11 protein-coding genes are annotated in these 16748 nt (G+C 73.5%); 5 read left to right on the top strand and 6 right to left on the bottom strand.

The genetic code is table 11. The features are described 5' to 3' along the window. Positions 1-8 precede the first annotated feature (8 nt). The 5 genes from LDL48_RS27630 to LDL48_RS27650 form a co-directional block, all read right to left on the bottom strand. Positions 9-4742 (bottom strand): DUF6531 domain-containing protein, encoded by a 4734-nt coding sequence (locus LDL48_RS27630; RefSeq protein WP_225258149.1) that lies wholly within the window; start codon positions 4740-4742, stop codon positions 9-11. 219 nt (positions 4743-4961) lie between these two features. Next, entirely contained in the window at positions 4962-5666 is a 705-nt protein-coding gene (locus LDL48_RS27635) for a hypothetical protein (protein ID WP_225258150.1), read from the bottom strand. Positions 5667-5933: 267 nt separating this feature from the next. Further along, positions 5934-7088, bottom strand: coding sequence for a hypothetical protein (locus tag LDL48_RS27640; RefSeq protein ID WP_225258151.1), 1155 nt, complete (start codon positions 7086-7088; stop codon positions 5934-5936). Between the two features lie 84 nt (positions 7089-7172). Further along, positions 7173-8885 carry a YncE family protein gene (locus LDL48_RS27645; protein ID WP_225258152.1) on the bottom strand — a complete coding sequence of 571 codons (1713 nt, stop codon included), beginning with the start codon at positions 8883-8885 and terminating at the stop codon, positions 7173-7175. 100 nt (positions 8886-8985) lie between these two features. Next, entirely contained in the window at positions 8986-10617 is a 1632-nt protein-coding gene (locus LDL48_RS27650; RefSeq protein ID WP_225258153.1) for a tetratricopeptide repeat-containing diguanylate cyclase, read from the bottom strand. A 140-nt stretch (positions 10618-10757) separates the two neighbouring features. Here LDL48_RS27650 and LDL48_RS27655 point away from each other — a divergent pair, with 140 nt between their 5' ends. From LDL48_RS27655 to LDL48_RS27675, 5 genes are all read left to right on the top strand, one after another. Further along, positions 10758-12263, top strand: coding sequence for a S8 family serine peptidase (locus LDL48_RS27655; RefSeq protein ID WP_308016503.1), 1506 nt, complete (start codon positions 10758-10760; stop codon positions 12261-12263). 138 nt (positions 12264-12401) lie between these two features. Further along, positions 12402-13421 (top strand): hypothetical protein, encoded by a 1020-nt coding sequence (locus LDL48_RS27660; RefSeq protein WP_225258154.1) that lies wholly within the window; start codon positions 12402-12404, stop codon positions 13419-13421. A 9-nt stretch (positions 13422-13430) separates the two neighbouring features. Further along, complete coding sequence (locus LDL48_RS27665; protein WP_225258155.1) at positions 13431-14060, top strand: GNAT family N-acetyltransferase; 630 nt, start codon at positions 13431-13433, stop codon at positions 14058-14060. A gap of 246 nt (positions 14061-14306) precedes the next feature. Beyond that, positions 14307-15218: a phytanoyl-CoA dioxygenase family protein gene (locus LDL48_RS27670; protein WP_225258156.1), complete on the top strand. Its 912-nt coding sequence runs from the start codon at positions 14307-14309 to the stop codon at positions 15216-15218. 35 nt (positions 15219-15253) lie between these two features. Beyond that, entirely contained in the window at positions 15254-15805 is a 552-nt protein-coding gene (locus LDL48_RS27675; protein ID WP_225258157.1) for a GrpB family protein, read from the top strand. A 101-nt stretch (positions 15806-15906) separates the two neighbouring features. Here the strand turns inward: LDL48_RS27675 and LDL48_RS27680 are convergent, their stop codons facing one another. Then, positions 15907-16743: an LLM class F420-dependent oxidoreductase gene (locus LDL48_RS27680; RefSeq protein ID WP_225258158.1), complete on the bottom strand. Its 837-nt coding sequence runs from the start codon at positions 16741-16743 to the stop codon at positions 15907-15909. Positions 16744-16748 lie beyond the last annotated feature (5 nt).

The following is a 16748-nucleotide window of genomic DNA, read 5'->3' on the forward strand; positions in this document are numbered from 1 at the left end:
ACTTCCGGTTACCGCACCTTCGGCGGTCTGCCGCCCTTACCGCCGCCGGACTTGCCTTTGCCGCCCTTCTTCTTCGCCTTTATCTTGGCGCGTTCGTCGTCACCGACGTTCTTCTCCTCGTCGAAGTAGACATGCCCGGGTGCGTCACCCCAGATGACCACATTGGCCTCCTCCCGGCCGAAGAGGCCCTTGCGTTGGAAGGCCTCGAACCCGTCGGCCCAGTCCTGCAGCTCGGTCCCGAGTTCCCAGGTGACGCCCCACTGCGCACCGGCCGCCGTGTACTCGTCGAGTTGTTCCCGGACCCGCTGGACCCACTTGCCGTTCTCCCACCGCTTGACCTCGTAGATGTACCGCTCCTTGATGACGAGGTCGATCTTCATGGGCTGGGCCCAGATGAAGGCGCCGTTCGGTCCCTCCGGGCCGCGCTGGAAGCCGTTCTCCCGGAGGCGCACCTCCCAGTCGACGTGCGGGTTGACCCCGAAGTCGTTCCAGTCCCAGTCCCACGCCTCCTCCCAGAACGAGTTCATCTTGTTGCTGAAGTAGTTCACGACGAAGGCGCGGGCCGCGTACTCCTGCTTCTGGTTGAACCACAGTTCGGACAGCGGCCCGACGGCGCCGTTCAGCGCCCACTCCTTGCCGTCGTACTCGCCGCGGGTCTTGAACGGGATGCCCTGGAAGCATTTGACGTGTGAGTCGACGGAGTTGCCAGGATCCGGGCAGTCCCAGCCGCCGCTGAGCGCCGCGAGCAGCGCCGGCACCAGCGACCCGATGATGCTGCCGATGCCGACCGCGATCTCCCCGGTCGGGTCGACGTAGTCGAGCGGGCTGTTGTTGGCGTACGCGTACGGGCTCACCACATCGGTCTGCCCCAGCTGGGTGGACAGCGGATCGCGGGCGGTGAACCGGCCGGTCGTGGTGTCGTACACCCGGGCCCGCAGGTAGACCGACGAACCCAGAACCAGCTCGCCCCGGTACCCGAACGTCGGCTGCTCGAACCGGCCGCCGGACGCGAACGGGTCGTGGTCGCCACCGGCCGGCTGACCGAACGCGTCGTACCCGCCGGCCCTGGCCCACGCGGCCGTCTCGTCCGTGCGGACGGTCGAGCCGAACACGTCCTGGGCGAAGACCGCCGCACCGCACCGGTTGGTGGCCATGACGCGGTCGTACCCGTACACGAAGTCGGCCTCGGCACCGCATCCGCCGCTCGCCGCGGCCGCCGCGCTGTGCCCGCCCTCCGTGCGCTGCTCCAGGATCTCCGGGACGTCGTCGGTGAGGCTCCACCGGTACCGCACCGCGGCCGTCGGCGAGGTCTCCCGCAGGGCGGAGTCCCGGGCCGAGGTGTCCAGCCGCACCAGCAGGTTGTCGCCGTTGTAGGTGGCCCGCCGGGTTTCGGTCTGCCGGCCCTCGGTGTAGGTGGAGACCGCCGGCAACCCGAAACCGTCGTACGCGATGGTCTGGCGCTGCCGGCCGTCGGACTGCTCGATCAGGCGACCGGCGTCGTCGTACCGGTGGTCGACGCGGTGGTCACCGGTTTCGGTGCGGACGAGCTGGTCGGCGGCGTCGTAGGAGAGCCGGGTCGGCACGCCCTTGCGTTCGATCGAGGTCCGGTTGCCCACCTCGTCGTAGCCGGCCCGGAGGATCTCCCCCGAGTCGTCGCGCACCGCGGTCAGCTGGTCCGCCGCGTCGTAGCGGTACTCGACCACGTCGTCGCCGTCCGCCTGCGCGGTGACCAGTCCGTCCGAGTCGCGGGTGAGCCGGACGTCCCGGTGGTGCCGGCCGGAGCGCAGCTCCTCGAAGCGGACCAGCAGGCCGCCGTTGTACCGGTAGCGCCGCTCCCACTGCTCGGGCAGTTTCTCGGTCAGCAGCCGGCCGTCCGGGTCGAGCGTGAACCGGGCGTTGCCGGGCGCGGAGTCCAGGCCGGTCAGGTTGCCGTTGGCGTCGTGGCGATAGGAAACCCGCAATCCGTCCGGGTACTGCAGCGAGGTCTGCCGGCCCGCCGCGTCGTACGTCATCTGCTGCCGTTTGCCGTCCGGCTCGGTCGCGCTCAGCAGCCGGCCGGCCGCGTCGTAGGCGTACCGGGTGGTGCCGGTGCGGTCCGTCATGGTGGCCCGCCGGCCCGCGCCGTCGTAGGTGTAGGCCACCACGCTGCCGTCCGTGCCGATCCGGCGCACCAGTTCCCGGGCGCCGTTGTACTCGGAACGGGTGGTCAGGCCGGACGGCTCGACCACGCTGGTGACGTTGCCCGCGTCGTCGTAGGTCCGCCGGGTGGTCCGGCCCAGCGCGTCGGTGAAGCTGCGTTCCCGGCCACCGTCCACACTGGCGAACGTGCGCCGGGCGCCCTTGGCGTCGGTCAGCGTGGCCAGATCACCGGCGGCGGTGTAGGTGTACCTGGTCACGCCGCCGTTGGCGTCGGTGGTGGAGACGAGCTGCCCGGCCGCGTCGTAACGCAGCCGGTGGACGGCGCCGTCCGGCTTGATCGTCGCAGTCTGCTCGCCGCGTTCGGTGTACTCCAGCCGGGTCACCCCGCCACGCGGGTCGGTGATGTGGGTCGGCCGGCCGTCGGCGTCGTAGCGGAACCGGGTGACCAGGCCGGCCGGGGTGGTCTCGGAGATCCGCCGGCCGTCCGCGTCGTACTCGTACCGCAGCACGCCGCCGAGCGGGTCGGTGGTCCGCACCAGCCGGCCGGCGGCGTCGTAGCCGTACCGGGTCCGGTTGCCCAGCGGGTCGATCACGGCGGTGCGCCGCCCGGCGGCGTCGTACTCGTACCGGGTGGTGTGGCCGGTGGGGTCGGTCGTCGAGACGAGCCGGCCGGCCGCGTCGTACCCGTACCGCTCGGTGGCGCCGGTGGGATCGGTGCGGCCGACCAGCCGGTTCATCGCGTCGTACACGTAGCGGGTGACCCGGCCGAGCGCGTCCGTCGTCGTGGTGACGTTGCCGCGGGCGTCGTGACCGGTGACGGTCGTGCCGGCCGCCTCCTGCACCTCGGTCACCCGGCCCTCGGCGTCGTACGCGTAGCGGGTCACCGCACCGGTCCGGTGGGTCACCGAGGACTGCCGGCCCAGCGCGTCGTAGGTGAAGCGGTCGACACCGCCGGCCGGGTCGGTGGCGGTCAGCAGGCGCCCGTCGCCGTCCCGGGTGTAGGTGGTCCTGCGGTCCAGCGGGTCGATGGTGGCGATCCGCTGGCCGGCGGCGTCGTACTCGTGTGCGGTGACCGCGCCGGCCGGGTCGGTGACGGCCAGCAGCCGGCCGGTGCCGGAGTAGCGGTAGGTGCTGCGGGCACCGGACGGCTGGGTGGTGGCGGTGACCCGGCCGAGCGCGTCGCGGGTGTCCCGGGTGACCCGGCCGGTCGGCGTGACCGTGGCGACCCGCCGACCGGCCTGGTCGTACTCGTACCGGGTGGTGCCGCCGAGCGGATCGGTCACGCCGGTCAGCCGCCGGCCGTCGTCGTACGCGAAGCTCGTCCTGGCCCCGCCCGGGTCCACGGTCTCGGTGACGAGTCCGTCGGCGACCTTCACCCGGGTGATCCCGCCGGCCGCGTCCCGCACCTCCGTGGGGATCTGGCTGTCCCCGGTGTACGACAGCCGGGTGACCGCGCCCGACGGGTCCGTCACGGTGGTCACCCGGTTCTGCGGGTCGTACGTCATCGCGGTCGCCGCGCCGCCGGTCTCCTGCCGGACGATGTTGCCCTGCGGGTCGTAGGCGATCGTGGTGCGCAGGCCGCCGGCGGTGGTGCTCGCGACGAGCCGGCCCTCGGCGTCGAACTGCTGCACGGCCTCGTTGCCGGCGGCGTCGGTGACCCCGATCAACCGGCCGGCGGCGTCGTACCGGTACGTGGTCCGGGCGCCGGTGGTCGTGTTCGTCACGGTCGTGGTGCCGGCCTCCGGGTCGTACCCGAACTCGGCCCCGCCGGAGCTCAGGTCCTGGCGCCGGACCCGCCCGTCGCCGTCATAGGTGTTCGCGAGCACGCGGCGTTCCTCAGCGTCCTCGATCTCGCGGAGCCGCGCGTCGCCGTCGTAGGTGTACCGGGTGACCGTGCCGTCCGCCGCGGTCACCGACGTCAGCGCGCCGTCCGCGGAGTAGCCGTAGCGCACCGTCCGGCCGTCACCGGCGGCCACCGCGACCAGCGGGCCGTCCGGCGCGTACGTCAGTTCCAGCCGGTAGCCGGCGGAGTGGGTCACCGACACGGCCCGGCCCTGGTCGTCGCGGACCACCGTGACGGACTCGCCCTCGCCGGTGCGCCGGGCGAGCCGACCGCCGGAGTCGAACGACCAGGTCTGCCCGCCGGCCGAGTAGCGCAGCGAGAACAGCCCGTCCGCGGTCCTGGACAGCACGGCCTCGAGGTCCTGCGGCCTGCGGTAGCCACCGCTGCCGTCCGGCGTGAACGTCAGCACCCGGCCATCGTCGCCGTGGAACGCGACCGAGCCGTCCGGCGCCTCCACCAGCCGCGCGCCGAACGACACCGACCAGCCGGTGCCGAGCGGGCCGTCGGCGGTGCTGAGCGAGTTGTACGTGCGGGACCAGGAGAGCAGTCCGACCGGCATGGACAGGTCCGACCACGATCCGCTGTAGTTGCCGGTGGCGGTGTGCACGCCGGAACCGGCGTAGCCGTAGCCGGGATGGTTGCCGAACAGTTCGGCGACGGGCCGGGTCAGCACCGGCGCCTGCCGGGCGAGGGCCGGCGTGACGCCACCGACCAGCAACAGGGCCACGCAGACCGCGACCCACGACACTTTCGATTTCATGAACGCCCCCGTAGCGATCAGAGAATCCACGCCTGCGGCGTGGCGTAAGAAGACCGGTGACGACCGGCCGATGCCGACGTGTCAGAAAGGTCCGGCGTGTCAGAGAGGTCCGGCATGCGCACTGCCTGGACCCGGTCGGTCGCGAATGACCTTAGTGGACGGTCGCGGCGTGGAAGCGTCTGCTGATTCGAGATCCTTCTCAGATGACGAAAGGAGGCGTCACCGGAACAGCATGGCGCGACCCGAGCGGGTGCCGGCCAGCTCACCGCGGTCGTTGATGTCGGACAGGTCGTCGTCGGCGGTCAGCCCGCGCCCGGTCAGGTCGGTCATCACCCCGGCCCGCCAGAGGAACGGGCGGTTCACCTGATCGGCCACCGCGGCGAACCCGACCACGGCGCCCCGGTCGTTGATCGCGGTGGCCCGGCTGCCCGGACCGCCCAGGGTGCCCAGGTCCTGCATGACGCCGTCGTGCCACCGGAACGCGTGCTCCTCCTGCCCGCGGTCGTTGACCGCGACGACCGATCCGTCGCCGCCGCCCAGATGGCCCAGGTCGATGATCCGGCCGCGGTCCCAGGCGACGGCGTGCTGCACCCCGGCGGCGTCCGAGGCGTTGCCGACCACCAGGCCGCCGGCGTTGATGTCGACCGCGACCGAGTAGGTGCCGCCGGGCAGCGTGCCGAGGTCGGTCATCCGGCCCGCGGACCAGAGGAAGGCGTGTGCCTGCCCGGCCGCGGTCTGGCTGATGCCGACCACCTGCCCGGCGTCGTTCATCGCGAACGCGGCGCTCGTCGCGCCGCCCAGCGTGCCGAGATCGATCGCGGCGTACGGCCGGGCGGCGCCCTGCGCCGGCGCCGGCGACAGCGCCACGAGCAGCGCCGCGGCGAGCGCGGCGGCGGACGCGCGGGATCGGGTGGGCAGGTGCATGGCGGCTCCCCCGGACGGCGGCCACGTCTCCGGAACGGACGCGGCATCGCCGCTCAGTACATCGGCCCGGCGCCGCGGCCCGCCAGGGTCGGGGTTTGCGGCATGCGGCAAAGGCGGATGGCCGACAGTGCGGTTGACTCGGCGGGCGGACGGGGCGCGTCGGTGTCCCCGGTCCCCTTAAGCGTCCCGGTCCACTAAGGAGTCCCGGTCCACCTAAAGCGTCCCGGTCCACTAAGGAGTCCCGGTCCACCAAGGCGTCCCGGTCCGCTAAGGCGTGTAGCGGAGCGGAAGACGGACGGCGGCGTCCGGCTCCGGCAGCAGCTGCCGGGCCGGCCGGGGCGGCGCGGGCGCCAGCTCGGCCGGCACCGCGTCGGCCGGCTGCGGACCGGTCCAGCCGGGCGGCACGGCGTGCGGGCCGTCCGCGGTGAGCTGGCGCAGCGGCCGGCCGGTGAGGGTCTCGACGGTCCGCTTCGGCGGGATCCAGATCGGCGGCGGACCCCACCAGATCACCCGCTCGGTGCGCCGGACCGGAGCCGGCCGGGCCGCGGACGGGAGCGCCGGCCGGGTGGTCGCCGGTGCGATCTCCCCGGGCCGGGCGGTGGCGTGGGTGGCCGGCGCGGTGGCCAGCACCACGGCGGCACCGACGGTGACCAGACCGGCGACCGCGGCGGCGAGTTCCCAGCCGGGACGGACGGTGTCGCCGAGGATCAGCAGTGCGACGGCGGACGGCGCGACCACCTCCGCGGTCCAGTGCACCGCGGTGACCGGGCCGACCTGGCCGTGCTGGAGCGCGTGGGCGTACAGCAGCATGCCGGTGGCGGCGAAGGTGAGCAGCGCCGCGACGAGCGGCTCGGTGAGCACGGCCAGGGCGGTCACCGTCCAGTCCCCGGCGGGCGGCATCGGCAGCGCCCGCCCGACCAGGGCCGCGCCGCCGAGGCAGAGTCCCGCCAGGGCCGCGATGATCCCGGGCGGGGCGACCCTGGCCGCACCCCAGGCGGTCACCACGGCGGCGACCGCGGCGCCGCAGAACCACAGCCGGAGCCCGTCGGAGGTCGGGACGCTGTCCTGTGGCCCGGCCGACAGGGCCAGGGTGGCCAGCGCGCCGATGGAGACCACCACGGCGACCACGTCGCGCCGGCGCAACCGCGACCTGAGGACGAACCGGGCGGCCACCACGGTCACCGCCAGCGAGCCGGCCAGGACCGACTCGACCAGGTAGACCGCCAGCTCGCGGAGGGCGATCATCGAACCCACCCAGGCCAGCACGTCACAGCCGATGCCGAGCAGGTACAGCGGGTGGCGCAGGGTCTGGACCGTACCGGAGCTGCGGCGGGCGGCGACCGCCTGCAGGATCGACGCGGCGGCGTAGCTGAAGGCACCGAACACGGTGATCGCCAGCGCGATCCAGCCCGCGGCGGTCATCGCTTCACCGACCGTCGTGACGCTTCGTGTATCGGCCAATCACAATCTGATGATAGGTGAGGGAACCGTCGCGCGGAACCGCGCTCACCCGGCGATCCGCAGGACCGAGACCGTGTCGTCGCCGCCGTTGGACACGTAGGCCAGGCGCCCGTCCGGCGAGACCGCGAGGGTACGCGGACTGCGGCCCACCCGGACCGTCGCGGTCACCGCCCCGGTCCGCCCGTTCAGCACGGACACCGAGTCGCCGCCCTCGTTCACCACGTACGCGTGCCTGCTGTCCCCGGCGAACGCCACGCTCTGCGGCTGGTCGCCGATCCGGAACGGCCCGGTGCGCCGCAGCGTGGCCGCGTCGATCAGGTCCGCGGTGTTCGCCTGGTACCCCGCCACCAGCACGGTGCGGCCGTCCGGCGAGACCGCGACGCTGTGCGGGGACCGGCTCACCGGGATGGATTTCAGCAGCCGGTCGGTGCGCATGTCGATCACCGAGACCGCGTTCGACTCGTGGTTGGCGGTGAACGCGCGCTGGTGCCGCGCCGAGAACGCGACCGCGTGCGGGTTGGGCGGCACCTCGACCCGGCCGTCCGCGCGCTGGTCGCCGGCGGTGTAGATCTCGACCCGCCGCCGGCTGTGGATGGGCACCCAGAGCCGGTTGTCCGGACCCACCGCCAGGGTGTACGGCTGCACGCCGGTGGCCAGGTAGCGCAGCACCCGGCGGGAGGCCGCGTCCACCACGGCGACGCCGCTGCCCGACTTGTCGTCCTCGTACATCGACGCGAAGACCAGCCGGCCGTCCCGGGACGTGGCGACGAACCGGGGCGTGTTGCGCAGCCGTACCGGGGTGACCCGCCGGCTGGCCGCGTCGACCACGGACAGGATGCGGGAACCCTGGTTGGCCACGTACACGGTCCGGCCGTCCGGCGACACGGCGACGCCCTCCGGTTCGTTGCCCACCCGCACCGTGCCGACCACGGCCGGCCGGGCGGTACTGGCCACCCGGAGCGTGAGCGGAACGCGGGCGACGGTGCTCGGCGCGGGCGCCGCGGTCACCGGCGCGGACGGCGCGCCGGTCGCCGGCACGGGCGCCGGCGGCGCGGGCGCGGCGGTCGGCGCGCGGTCCCGGTCCAGGCCGCCGGTCACCGCCACGGCGACGCCCGCGCCGCCCAGCACCGCGAGCACCGCCAGGCCGGCGACCAGCACCGAGGCCCGGCCGGCCCGCCGCCGCGGAGGCGGCACGGACAGCACGGTGACGCGCGCCGCGTGCGGGCTGCCGATCTCGCCCTCGGCCCGGAGCTGCGCCTCGAGGGCCGCCCGCGACGCCGGTTCGGCCGCCGCCACCTGGCCGGTCACCCGCACCTCGGCCCAGCCGGCCGGGCCGCGCACCGCGACCGCCCCGTCCAGCCAGTCCGAACGCGGTTGCCACCAGACGTGCAGCCGGTCGCCGTCCAGCTGGGCGCGCAGGCCCGGCCCGGACACCGAGACCGTGGCGTCCGCGACGGCCAGCGGCGGGCCGACCACCAGCACGTCCGCGGCCAGGGCCGGGGTGTCCGGCGGCACCTGGCCGAAGTCCAGGTGGTCCGGGTTCAGCCGGATCGTGGTGCGCCCGAGCGCCGCGGTCGCCGCGGCGGCGACGCTACGGCTGTCGTCCTCCGCGAGCCGGGTGAGTGCGTACCGGGCGGCGGCCGCCACGGCGAGATCGGCGCTGGTCGCGAGCTGAGCCAGCTCGCCCACGCCGATGAGGCGAGCGTCGCGATCCGGGCTTCCGATCGCGGTCAGCAGATGCCGTGGCAGTTCACTCATCGTGGCCCCTCGATCAGCATGCGGTAACGAGAGGGCTCGATGGAAGCGGCCGGGCGAAATTGGCACCAGCCGGGACGGGAGCGGAACCGCTCCCGCGGGCTCAGGCCACCACGACCCGGTTGCGGCCGGCGCGCTTCGCCACGTACATCCGGCGGTCCGCCTCGGCGAGCAGCGCTCCCTGCGTGTCGCCGTCCGCCGCCCCGGTCGTCGCGGCCCCGATGCTGACCGTCACCGGCAGGGCGCCGGTCACGTCCGCCCAGGGGTACGCCGCCACCGCGCGGCGCAGCGCGTCCAGCCGGGACGCCGCGTCCGCGCCGACGCCCGGGAGGACCACCAGGAACTCCTCGCCGCCCAGGCGGGCGGCCAGGCCGTCGCCGAGCGTCTGGTCGAGGTGCGAGGCGAGCAGGTCGGCCACCGCCACGAGCACCCGGTCCCCGACGTCGTGCGACAGCGTGTCGTTGATGTTCTTGAAGTGGTCCAGGTCGACCAGGGCGACGGTGAGCGGCTCGCCGCTCTGCAGCGCGTGCGCGATCGCCTGCGGCAGCCGTTCGTCCACGTGGCGGCGGTTGTACAGCCCGGTGAGCGGGTCGCGGCGGGCCTGTTCGCGGTACCGCTCGGCGTCCCGGCGCGCCTCGGCGGTCTCGAACATCGCCTGCCGGGTACGCGCCCGCGCCTCCTGCTGCATCGACCGCAGCTCCTCGCTGGCGGCGTGGAACCGCTTGTACTCCTCGAACGCCTCGCGGTGGTCGTCCCGGGCGGCGTACAGCTCCGCCTGCTCGGCCATCGCCCGCACCCGCACCCCGGCCAGCGCCTGGTCGTCGCAGAGCGCGCGGCACTTGTCCAGGCTGGCCTGTGCCCGGTCGAGCGCGCCGAGCCGCCGCTGCGCCAGGGCCAGGGTCAGCGCGGCGTCCGCGAAGTCGTGCACCTCGAACCAGCGCGGCGCGTCGTACACCGCCTGCAGGGTCTCCTCCGCCTCGGCGAACCGGCCCAGGCTGATCTGGATGTTGGCGATGGTGTCCCGCTCCACCACCAGGAACGGGCGGCCGAGCACCCGGGCCACCGCGTACATCCGGTGCATGATGGCGGCCGCCTCGTCCGCCTCGCCGGCCTCCAGTTCGGTGTAGGCCAGGTTGTTCAGGATCATCAGCTGCCGGGTGGGGTCGCCGATGTCCACGGCCAGCCGTTCCGCCTGCCGGTACCGTTCCCGCGCCGCCTCCACCGACCCGCTCTCGGCCAGCGAGTTGGCGAGGCGGACCAGGTAGATGATGCGCAGCCCGGCGGGCGCCGCGTCCTCGAGCATTTCGACCGAGGACAGCGCGTGTTCCAGGCTGGCCGAGTGGTCACCGAGGTAGTGGTAGGTCAGCGCGAGGTGGAAGTGACTGCGGGCCAGCAGTGGCCGCACGTCGTGCTCCTTGGCCCAGCGGTGGATCGCCAGGAAGGTACGCGCCGCCTGCCCGGCGTCGCCCTCGCGCTGCAGCATGTCGGCCTGCACCAGCCGCGCCCGGTGACCGAGCACGGTGTCGCCGATCCGCTCGGCCGCCTCGGCCGCCCGGGTGGCGCGGGCCAGGATGACGTCGATGTCGTGTCCCTGGTGGTTCTCCAGCTCGTCCAGCTCGGCGGAGGTGGGCGCACCGAAGAACGGGCCGCCCGGCGAACCGGTCACGGCGGCGACGGTGTCGGTCGACGGGTGCACGTCGTTCAGATCGGCAGCTCCCCGGCGGGAGTGCAGCACTCGTCCGACTCCTGAGACTGCCTTGAGCCGACCTTGAACCGCCCGACGCTCATCCGACCGGGGCCCGGGCCGATGGTCGTTCCCAACTGGGTCCTGAGGAGTTGCGGCCCGGTGGCGAGCATAGGCGAGGAGTGAGGGTTGTGAAACGACCTGCATCGGGACGGCTAGGAGTACGGTTCCGCCGGGCGGCCGTCGGCCTGTCCGCGTTCACCGGGCTGGCCATCGCCGCCTCCGTGGGCACCGCCGCCGGCGGCGTACCGGTTGCCGCCGGGCCGGACGCCGGCGCGCCGGGGGTGTGGCAGTCCGCCGGCTCGATGTGGGGATGGGACAACCGGGTCAGCCAGGGCACGACGCTGACCCAGGCCGGTCAGATGATCGGCGCCGACGGGAGCTGGAGCCGGCAGTACACCGGCAAGGGCGTCGGCATCGCCATGATCGACACCGGGGTGGCCCGGGTGCCCGGGCTGACGTCCGGCAACGTGGTCAACGGCCCCGACCTGTCCTTCGAGAGCCAGGACCCGGCCACCCGGTACGTGGACCGGTTCGGCCACGGCACGCACCTGGCCGGGATCATGGTCGGCAGGGACCCGCTGACCGGCTTCCGCGGCATCGCCCCGGACGCGAAGCTGACCTCGATCAAGGTGGCCGCCCGCGACGGCGCCGTCGACGTGGTCCAGGTCCTGGCCGCGATCGACTGGGTGGTCGAGCACCGCAACGACGACCCGGCCAACCCGATCCGGGTGCTCAACCTGGCGTACGGCACGTCCGGCACGCAGAACTACCGCACCAACCCGCTGGCGTTCGCGGTGGAACAGGCGTGGAAGGCCGGGATCGTGGTCGTGGTGGCCGCCGGCAACAACGGCACCGGGGCGCCGAACCTGGTGAACCCCGCGTTCGACCCGTACGTGGTGGCGGTCGGCGCGGTGGACGACAAGGGCACCACGGCGACCTACGACGACACGGTCAGCGACTACTCCAGCCGGGGCAACCCGGGCCGGCGCGTCGACGTCGTCGCACCGGGCCGTTCCGTGGTCTCGCTGCGGGTGCCCGGGTCGTTCGTCGACGAGCGCTACCCGTCCGCCCGGGTCGGCACGAGCCAGTTCAAGGGCAGCGGTACGTCCCAGGCCGCGGCCATCACCTCGGCGGCCGTCGCCCGGCTGCTGCAGGCCCGGCCGTTGCTGCGGCCGGACCAGGTCAAGGCGGTCAGCCGGGCCTCGGCCTGGCGGCTGAACGACGCCGACGCCGGTGCCGGCGCCGGACGCCTGATGCTCTCCCAGGCGCTGGCCTGGCCGGCCCCGCTCACCGCCACCCAGGCCTTCCCGGCGTCCACCGGCCTCGGCACGCTGGAGTCGGCCCGCGGCGACAGCCACGTCACGCTGGACGGCGTCGTGCTGGCCGGCGAGAAGGACATCTTCGGCAACCCGTTCAGCACCGCGCTGTGGTCCCGGGCGAGCGCCAACCGGACCGCCTGGTCCGGCGGCAGGTGGATGGGCGTGGCCTGGACCGGTGACGGCTGGAGCCTCACCCACGGAACCGCCTCCTGGGCCGGCCGGGCCTGGTCCGGCCGGGCCTGGTCGGGACGCGCGTGGTCCGGGCGGGCCTGGTCCGGCGCCAGCTGGAACGGCGAGTGGAAGACCGGAAGCTGAGGTGACACTGGACGGTGGGTGCCGGGCCGGCCCCCACCGTCCACTCTCCCTGGTGCATAGTTCCTGACACGGCTGCCGTCGCCCGCGGCGGCACGGGACCAGGGGGAGTTGGCGGTGGCGCCGGCAGCGTGTGACTCGGTGGACTGGAGTCCGATCGGCTCGGCCGCCTCGCACTCCCAGCTGGCCGGGGTGGTCGCCGGTCTGGTCTTCGCCGGGATCGTGGTGATGCTGGAGCGTCAGGCGGCACCGGTCCGGCGGCCGGCGGAGGCGCTGACCATGTTCCTGGCCGGCTTCTTCACGTTCGCGCTGGACGGCTTCTTCTTCAGCGTGGTCGCCGGCGAGCGGACCTGCGTCCGGGCGTGGACCGAGACCATGGTGGCCGCCGGTCTGCTGGGGTACGGCGCACTGAGCCTGTTCGTGGGCGTCTCCTGGCTCCTGTACTCGCTCGACCGGACCAGTTCGACGCCGTTCCGGGTCACCCGGGTCATCGTGTACGTGCTCGCGTTCATCGTGGTGGCGCAGCTCAACGCGACGGCCCGGGACTACCTGCGGGACGTCCGGCCGGCCGGGCAGTTCCGGTGGATCGACACCCTGCTGACCACCGGCCTGGTCGTCATCGTGGGCGTGATCGTGGCGCACGTCTTCCTGGCCCGCCGGCTGCGCCACTGGAGCCGGCGCAGTGCCGGGCTGGCCGCGTACGTCGCCATCGCGTACGTCCTGGTGTGTGCGCTGTCGTTCGGGCTGTTGACCGTGCTGGAGACCAGTTACTGGAGCGCCGGCGCCAGGCCGGTGGTCTATCTCACCGCGACGCTGGTCTCGGTGATGCTGCCGACGTTCGTGGTGATCATCCACCTGCTCGCGCTGCCCTGGCCCGAACGGGAGCGCCACGAACCGGACGCGGAGGCCCCGCCCGTCCCGCCGGACGCCCTGCCCGCACCGCCGGACGCCCTGCCCGCACCGCCGGACGCCCCGCCCGCACCGCCGGACGCCGCGCCCGCACCGCCGGACACTCCGGAGTCGACGGTCCGGCCGCCGCCGCGGGGGTCCACCGTGCTCGGCGGCCTGGCGCTGCTCGCGCTGGGTGGCGGCGCCGCCCTGGCCGCCCGGCGCCACCGGGCCCGGCGGGGCCGCTCGACACGACCTCCGGACGTGCGCTAGAACACAGCCATGGCTGCACCGCGCTTCCGCATTGACGACTCGGCCACGGCCGAGGACGGCGCCTCGATCTGGGACGTGTACCAGCCGGTCTTCGGCGACTACGCCACGTTCGACACCTGGTGCGCGGCGGTGTGGGAGAAGCACCGCGTCCGGGCCGGCTTCCGGCTGGCGCGCGCCTACGACGGCGACGTCCTGGTCGGCTTCGCCTACGGCTACGTCGGCGCGGACGGCCAGTGGTGGACCGACAACGCCCGCGCCGTGCTGGCGCCCGACGTCGCCGACGCCTGGCTGGGCGGGCACTTCGAGCTGGTCAGCCTCGGCGTGCTCGCCGGCGCGCGGGGCGCGGGCATCGGCCGGCGCCTGATGCGGGCGGTCGTCGACGGGCGGGACCACGAGCGGCTGCTCCTCATGACCACGTCGGACGCCGCCGATCCGGCCCGGCGGCTCTACGCCTCGGAGGGATGGCGGGTCATCGGGCCGGGCATCGGCGAGGCCACCGTGATCATGGCCAAGGGCACGGCCCGGACCGGTGCGGCCGGGCCCGTCCCCGACCACGACCGCCCGGCGCCCGGCGGGACAGACCGGCGGGACGGCCACCCCCGCCGGATGGCCGGTGACCGGGCGAGCCGGGATCGATAGCCGGCCATATCCCAATTGCCGCACCACGCTATTAAGGCCGATGTGAAAACAATGGCGGGCCGACACCTTATCTGACTTTGTCAAGAACGCCGACTCGGATAAGTACATTCCGTGCCCGCCGGATCGCTCCACGAATTATTCCGGGCGAATGCCGGATGTTTTCGTTTTGCATGCAACGCCGAGGTCGCGCGCTACGTCTACCGTGTAGAGCCCTTGACGAGCGCCTAATGTGAATCGAGCCCAGCTGTGCAATCGAACGGTAATCTCGCCACACTGAATGGGTACGAACCCCTCACCGCCGAGCAACGCACCGAGTTCCTCGAGCACGGTTTCGTCATGGTCCGGAATGCGTTGAGCGAATCCCATCGGGAGCGCCTCGAAGCGGCCGTCGACCGGGTGTACGCCGAGGAGCGTGCCGCCGGCCGGGTGAAGGACAACGGCGCCCTGCACCTGCTCGGCTTCCTGACCCGCGACGAGGAGTTCGCCGACCTGCTCACCGTGCCCACCGTCTTCCCGCACGTGTGGGGCATGGCCGGCTGGAACATCCACACCCACCACAACCACCTGGACGTCACGCCGCCGGTGCCGGACGAGGAGCCGCCGAACTGGGGCTGGCACCAGGACGGCTACCGGCAGAACTCCGACCCGGAGACGATGGACCCGACGCAGCCGCGCCCGATGTTCTCGCTCAAGGTCGGCTACGTGCTGTCCGACCTGTCGCGGACCGGCCGCGGTGCCACCATGGTGATCCCGGGCAGCCACCTGAACAACACGCTGGAACGCCCCGCGGACACGTCGAAGCCGCAGCCGCCCCCGCGCGGCGCGATGGAGGTCACCGCCAACCCCGGCGACGCCTTCATCTTCGACCGTCGCCTGTGGCACTCCCGGTCCGTCAACACCAGCGTGGTGACCCGCAAGATCCTGTTCGTCGGCTACACGTACCGGTGGATCCGTCCCCTGGACCACATGCCGATCGACCGGACCAGCGACTGGTGGAACAACCGCACCCCGGTGCAGAAGCAACTGCTCGGCGACTCGCCGGACGCTTTCAACTACTGGGGTGTCAAGGCCGACGGGTACGTCGACGAGGAGATCCCGCTGCGCCGCGAGTTGCGGGAGCGCGGCCTGCTCGACCGTTCCGTCCCCTGGTTGCGCTGACCCGGACGGACCAGCCGCCTCCCTAGGATGGGCGCATGGCGGAGCACCATGCGCACCCGGCGCCGCGCCGGGACCCCATCGCGATAGTGCCGTACCGGGAGGACTGGCCCGCCGCCTTCGAGCGGGAACGGCTCCGGCTGGAAGCGGCGTTGCGGCAGTGGCTGGTCGGCCCGGTCGAGCACGTGGGAAGCACGGCGGTACCGGGCCTGCCCGCCAAACCGATCATCGACATGCTCGCCCGAGTGCGGGACCACGGCGCCGATGTGGTCCCCGCCATGGCGGCGGTCGGGTGGGCGCACGCTCCCGAGCCGGGCGACGCCGCGGCTCGCAAGTGGTCGTTCTGCTTTCCCGACGTCGCCTGGCGTACCCATCATCTGCACGTCTTCGAGGCGCGTTCGTCCCGGTGGCCGCCGTTGCTGGCCTTCCGGGACCACCTGCGCTCCCACCCCGCCGACGCCGCCGCGTACGCCCGGGTGAAGGCCGCCCTGGCCGCGGCCGACCCGCACGACCGGCCGCGTTACCGGGCGGGCAAGGCACCGTTCATCGAGGACCTGCTGCACCGGCTGAGCCCGCCCGCCGCGGACTGAGCCGCCGCGGACCAAGCCGCCGCGGACCAAGCCGCCGCGGACCAAGCCGCCGCGGACCAAGCCGCCGCGGACCGGGCCGCCGCGGACCGGGCCGGTCCGGGTCAGCCGATCAGGTGGCCGGCCAGGTCGGCGAAGCCGGGCAGCAGGTCGGTACCGTCCGGCGCGATGTACTGGATGCAGACGTGGTCCGCGCCGGCCTCCAGCTGCGCGGTGACCCGGGACGCCACCGTCCCGGCGTCGCCCATGGCGACCAGCGCCTCGACCAGCCGGTCGCTCCCGCCGCCCGCGATGTCCTCGTCGGTGAAGCCGAAGCGGCGCCAGTTGCTGGTGTAGTTGCTGAGCTTCAGGTACATCGACAGCGCCTGCCGGGCGAGCGCGCGGGCCCGGTCCGGGTCGGTCTCCAGGACGACGTGCTGCTCGGGCGCCAGCAGCACGTCCGGGCCGAGCAGGTCACGGGCGAACCGGGTGTGCTCCGGCGGCACCAGGTACGGATGTGCGCCGGCGGTCCGGTCGGCGGCGAGCCGCAGCACCCTGGGCCCGAGCGCGGCCAGTACCCGGTGACGCGGCGGCACGCCGCCGGTGTCCAGCCCGTCCAGGTAACCCACCAGCGCCTCGTAGGGCTTGGTGTACCGGCTGATCGCCTCGGGGTGCCCGGCGCCGACCCCGAGCAGGAACCGCCCCGGGTACGCCTCGGCCAGCCGGTGGTAGGACGCCGCGACGGTCGCCGGGTCGTCCTGCCAGATGTTCACGATCCCGGTCGCCACGGTCAGCCGTTCCGTCGCGGCCAGGGTGCGTTCGACCCCGTCCAGCGCACCGCCCGGCGAGGCGCCGATCCAGATCGTGCCGTAGCCCAGGTCGTCCAGGCCGCGGGCCAGGTCCACACCGGGCGTCCCGGCGGTCCAGACGCCGATCCGGCCGAGTTCGGGGTGCTCCGTCACGGTCC

The organism is Jidongwangia harbinensis (genome assembly GCF_020216025.1).
GTDB lineage: Bacteria > Actinomycetota > Actinomycetes > Mycobacteriales > Micromonosporaceae > Actinoplanes > Actinoplanes harbinensis.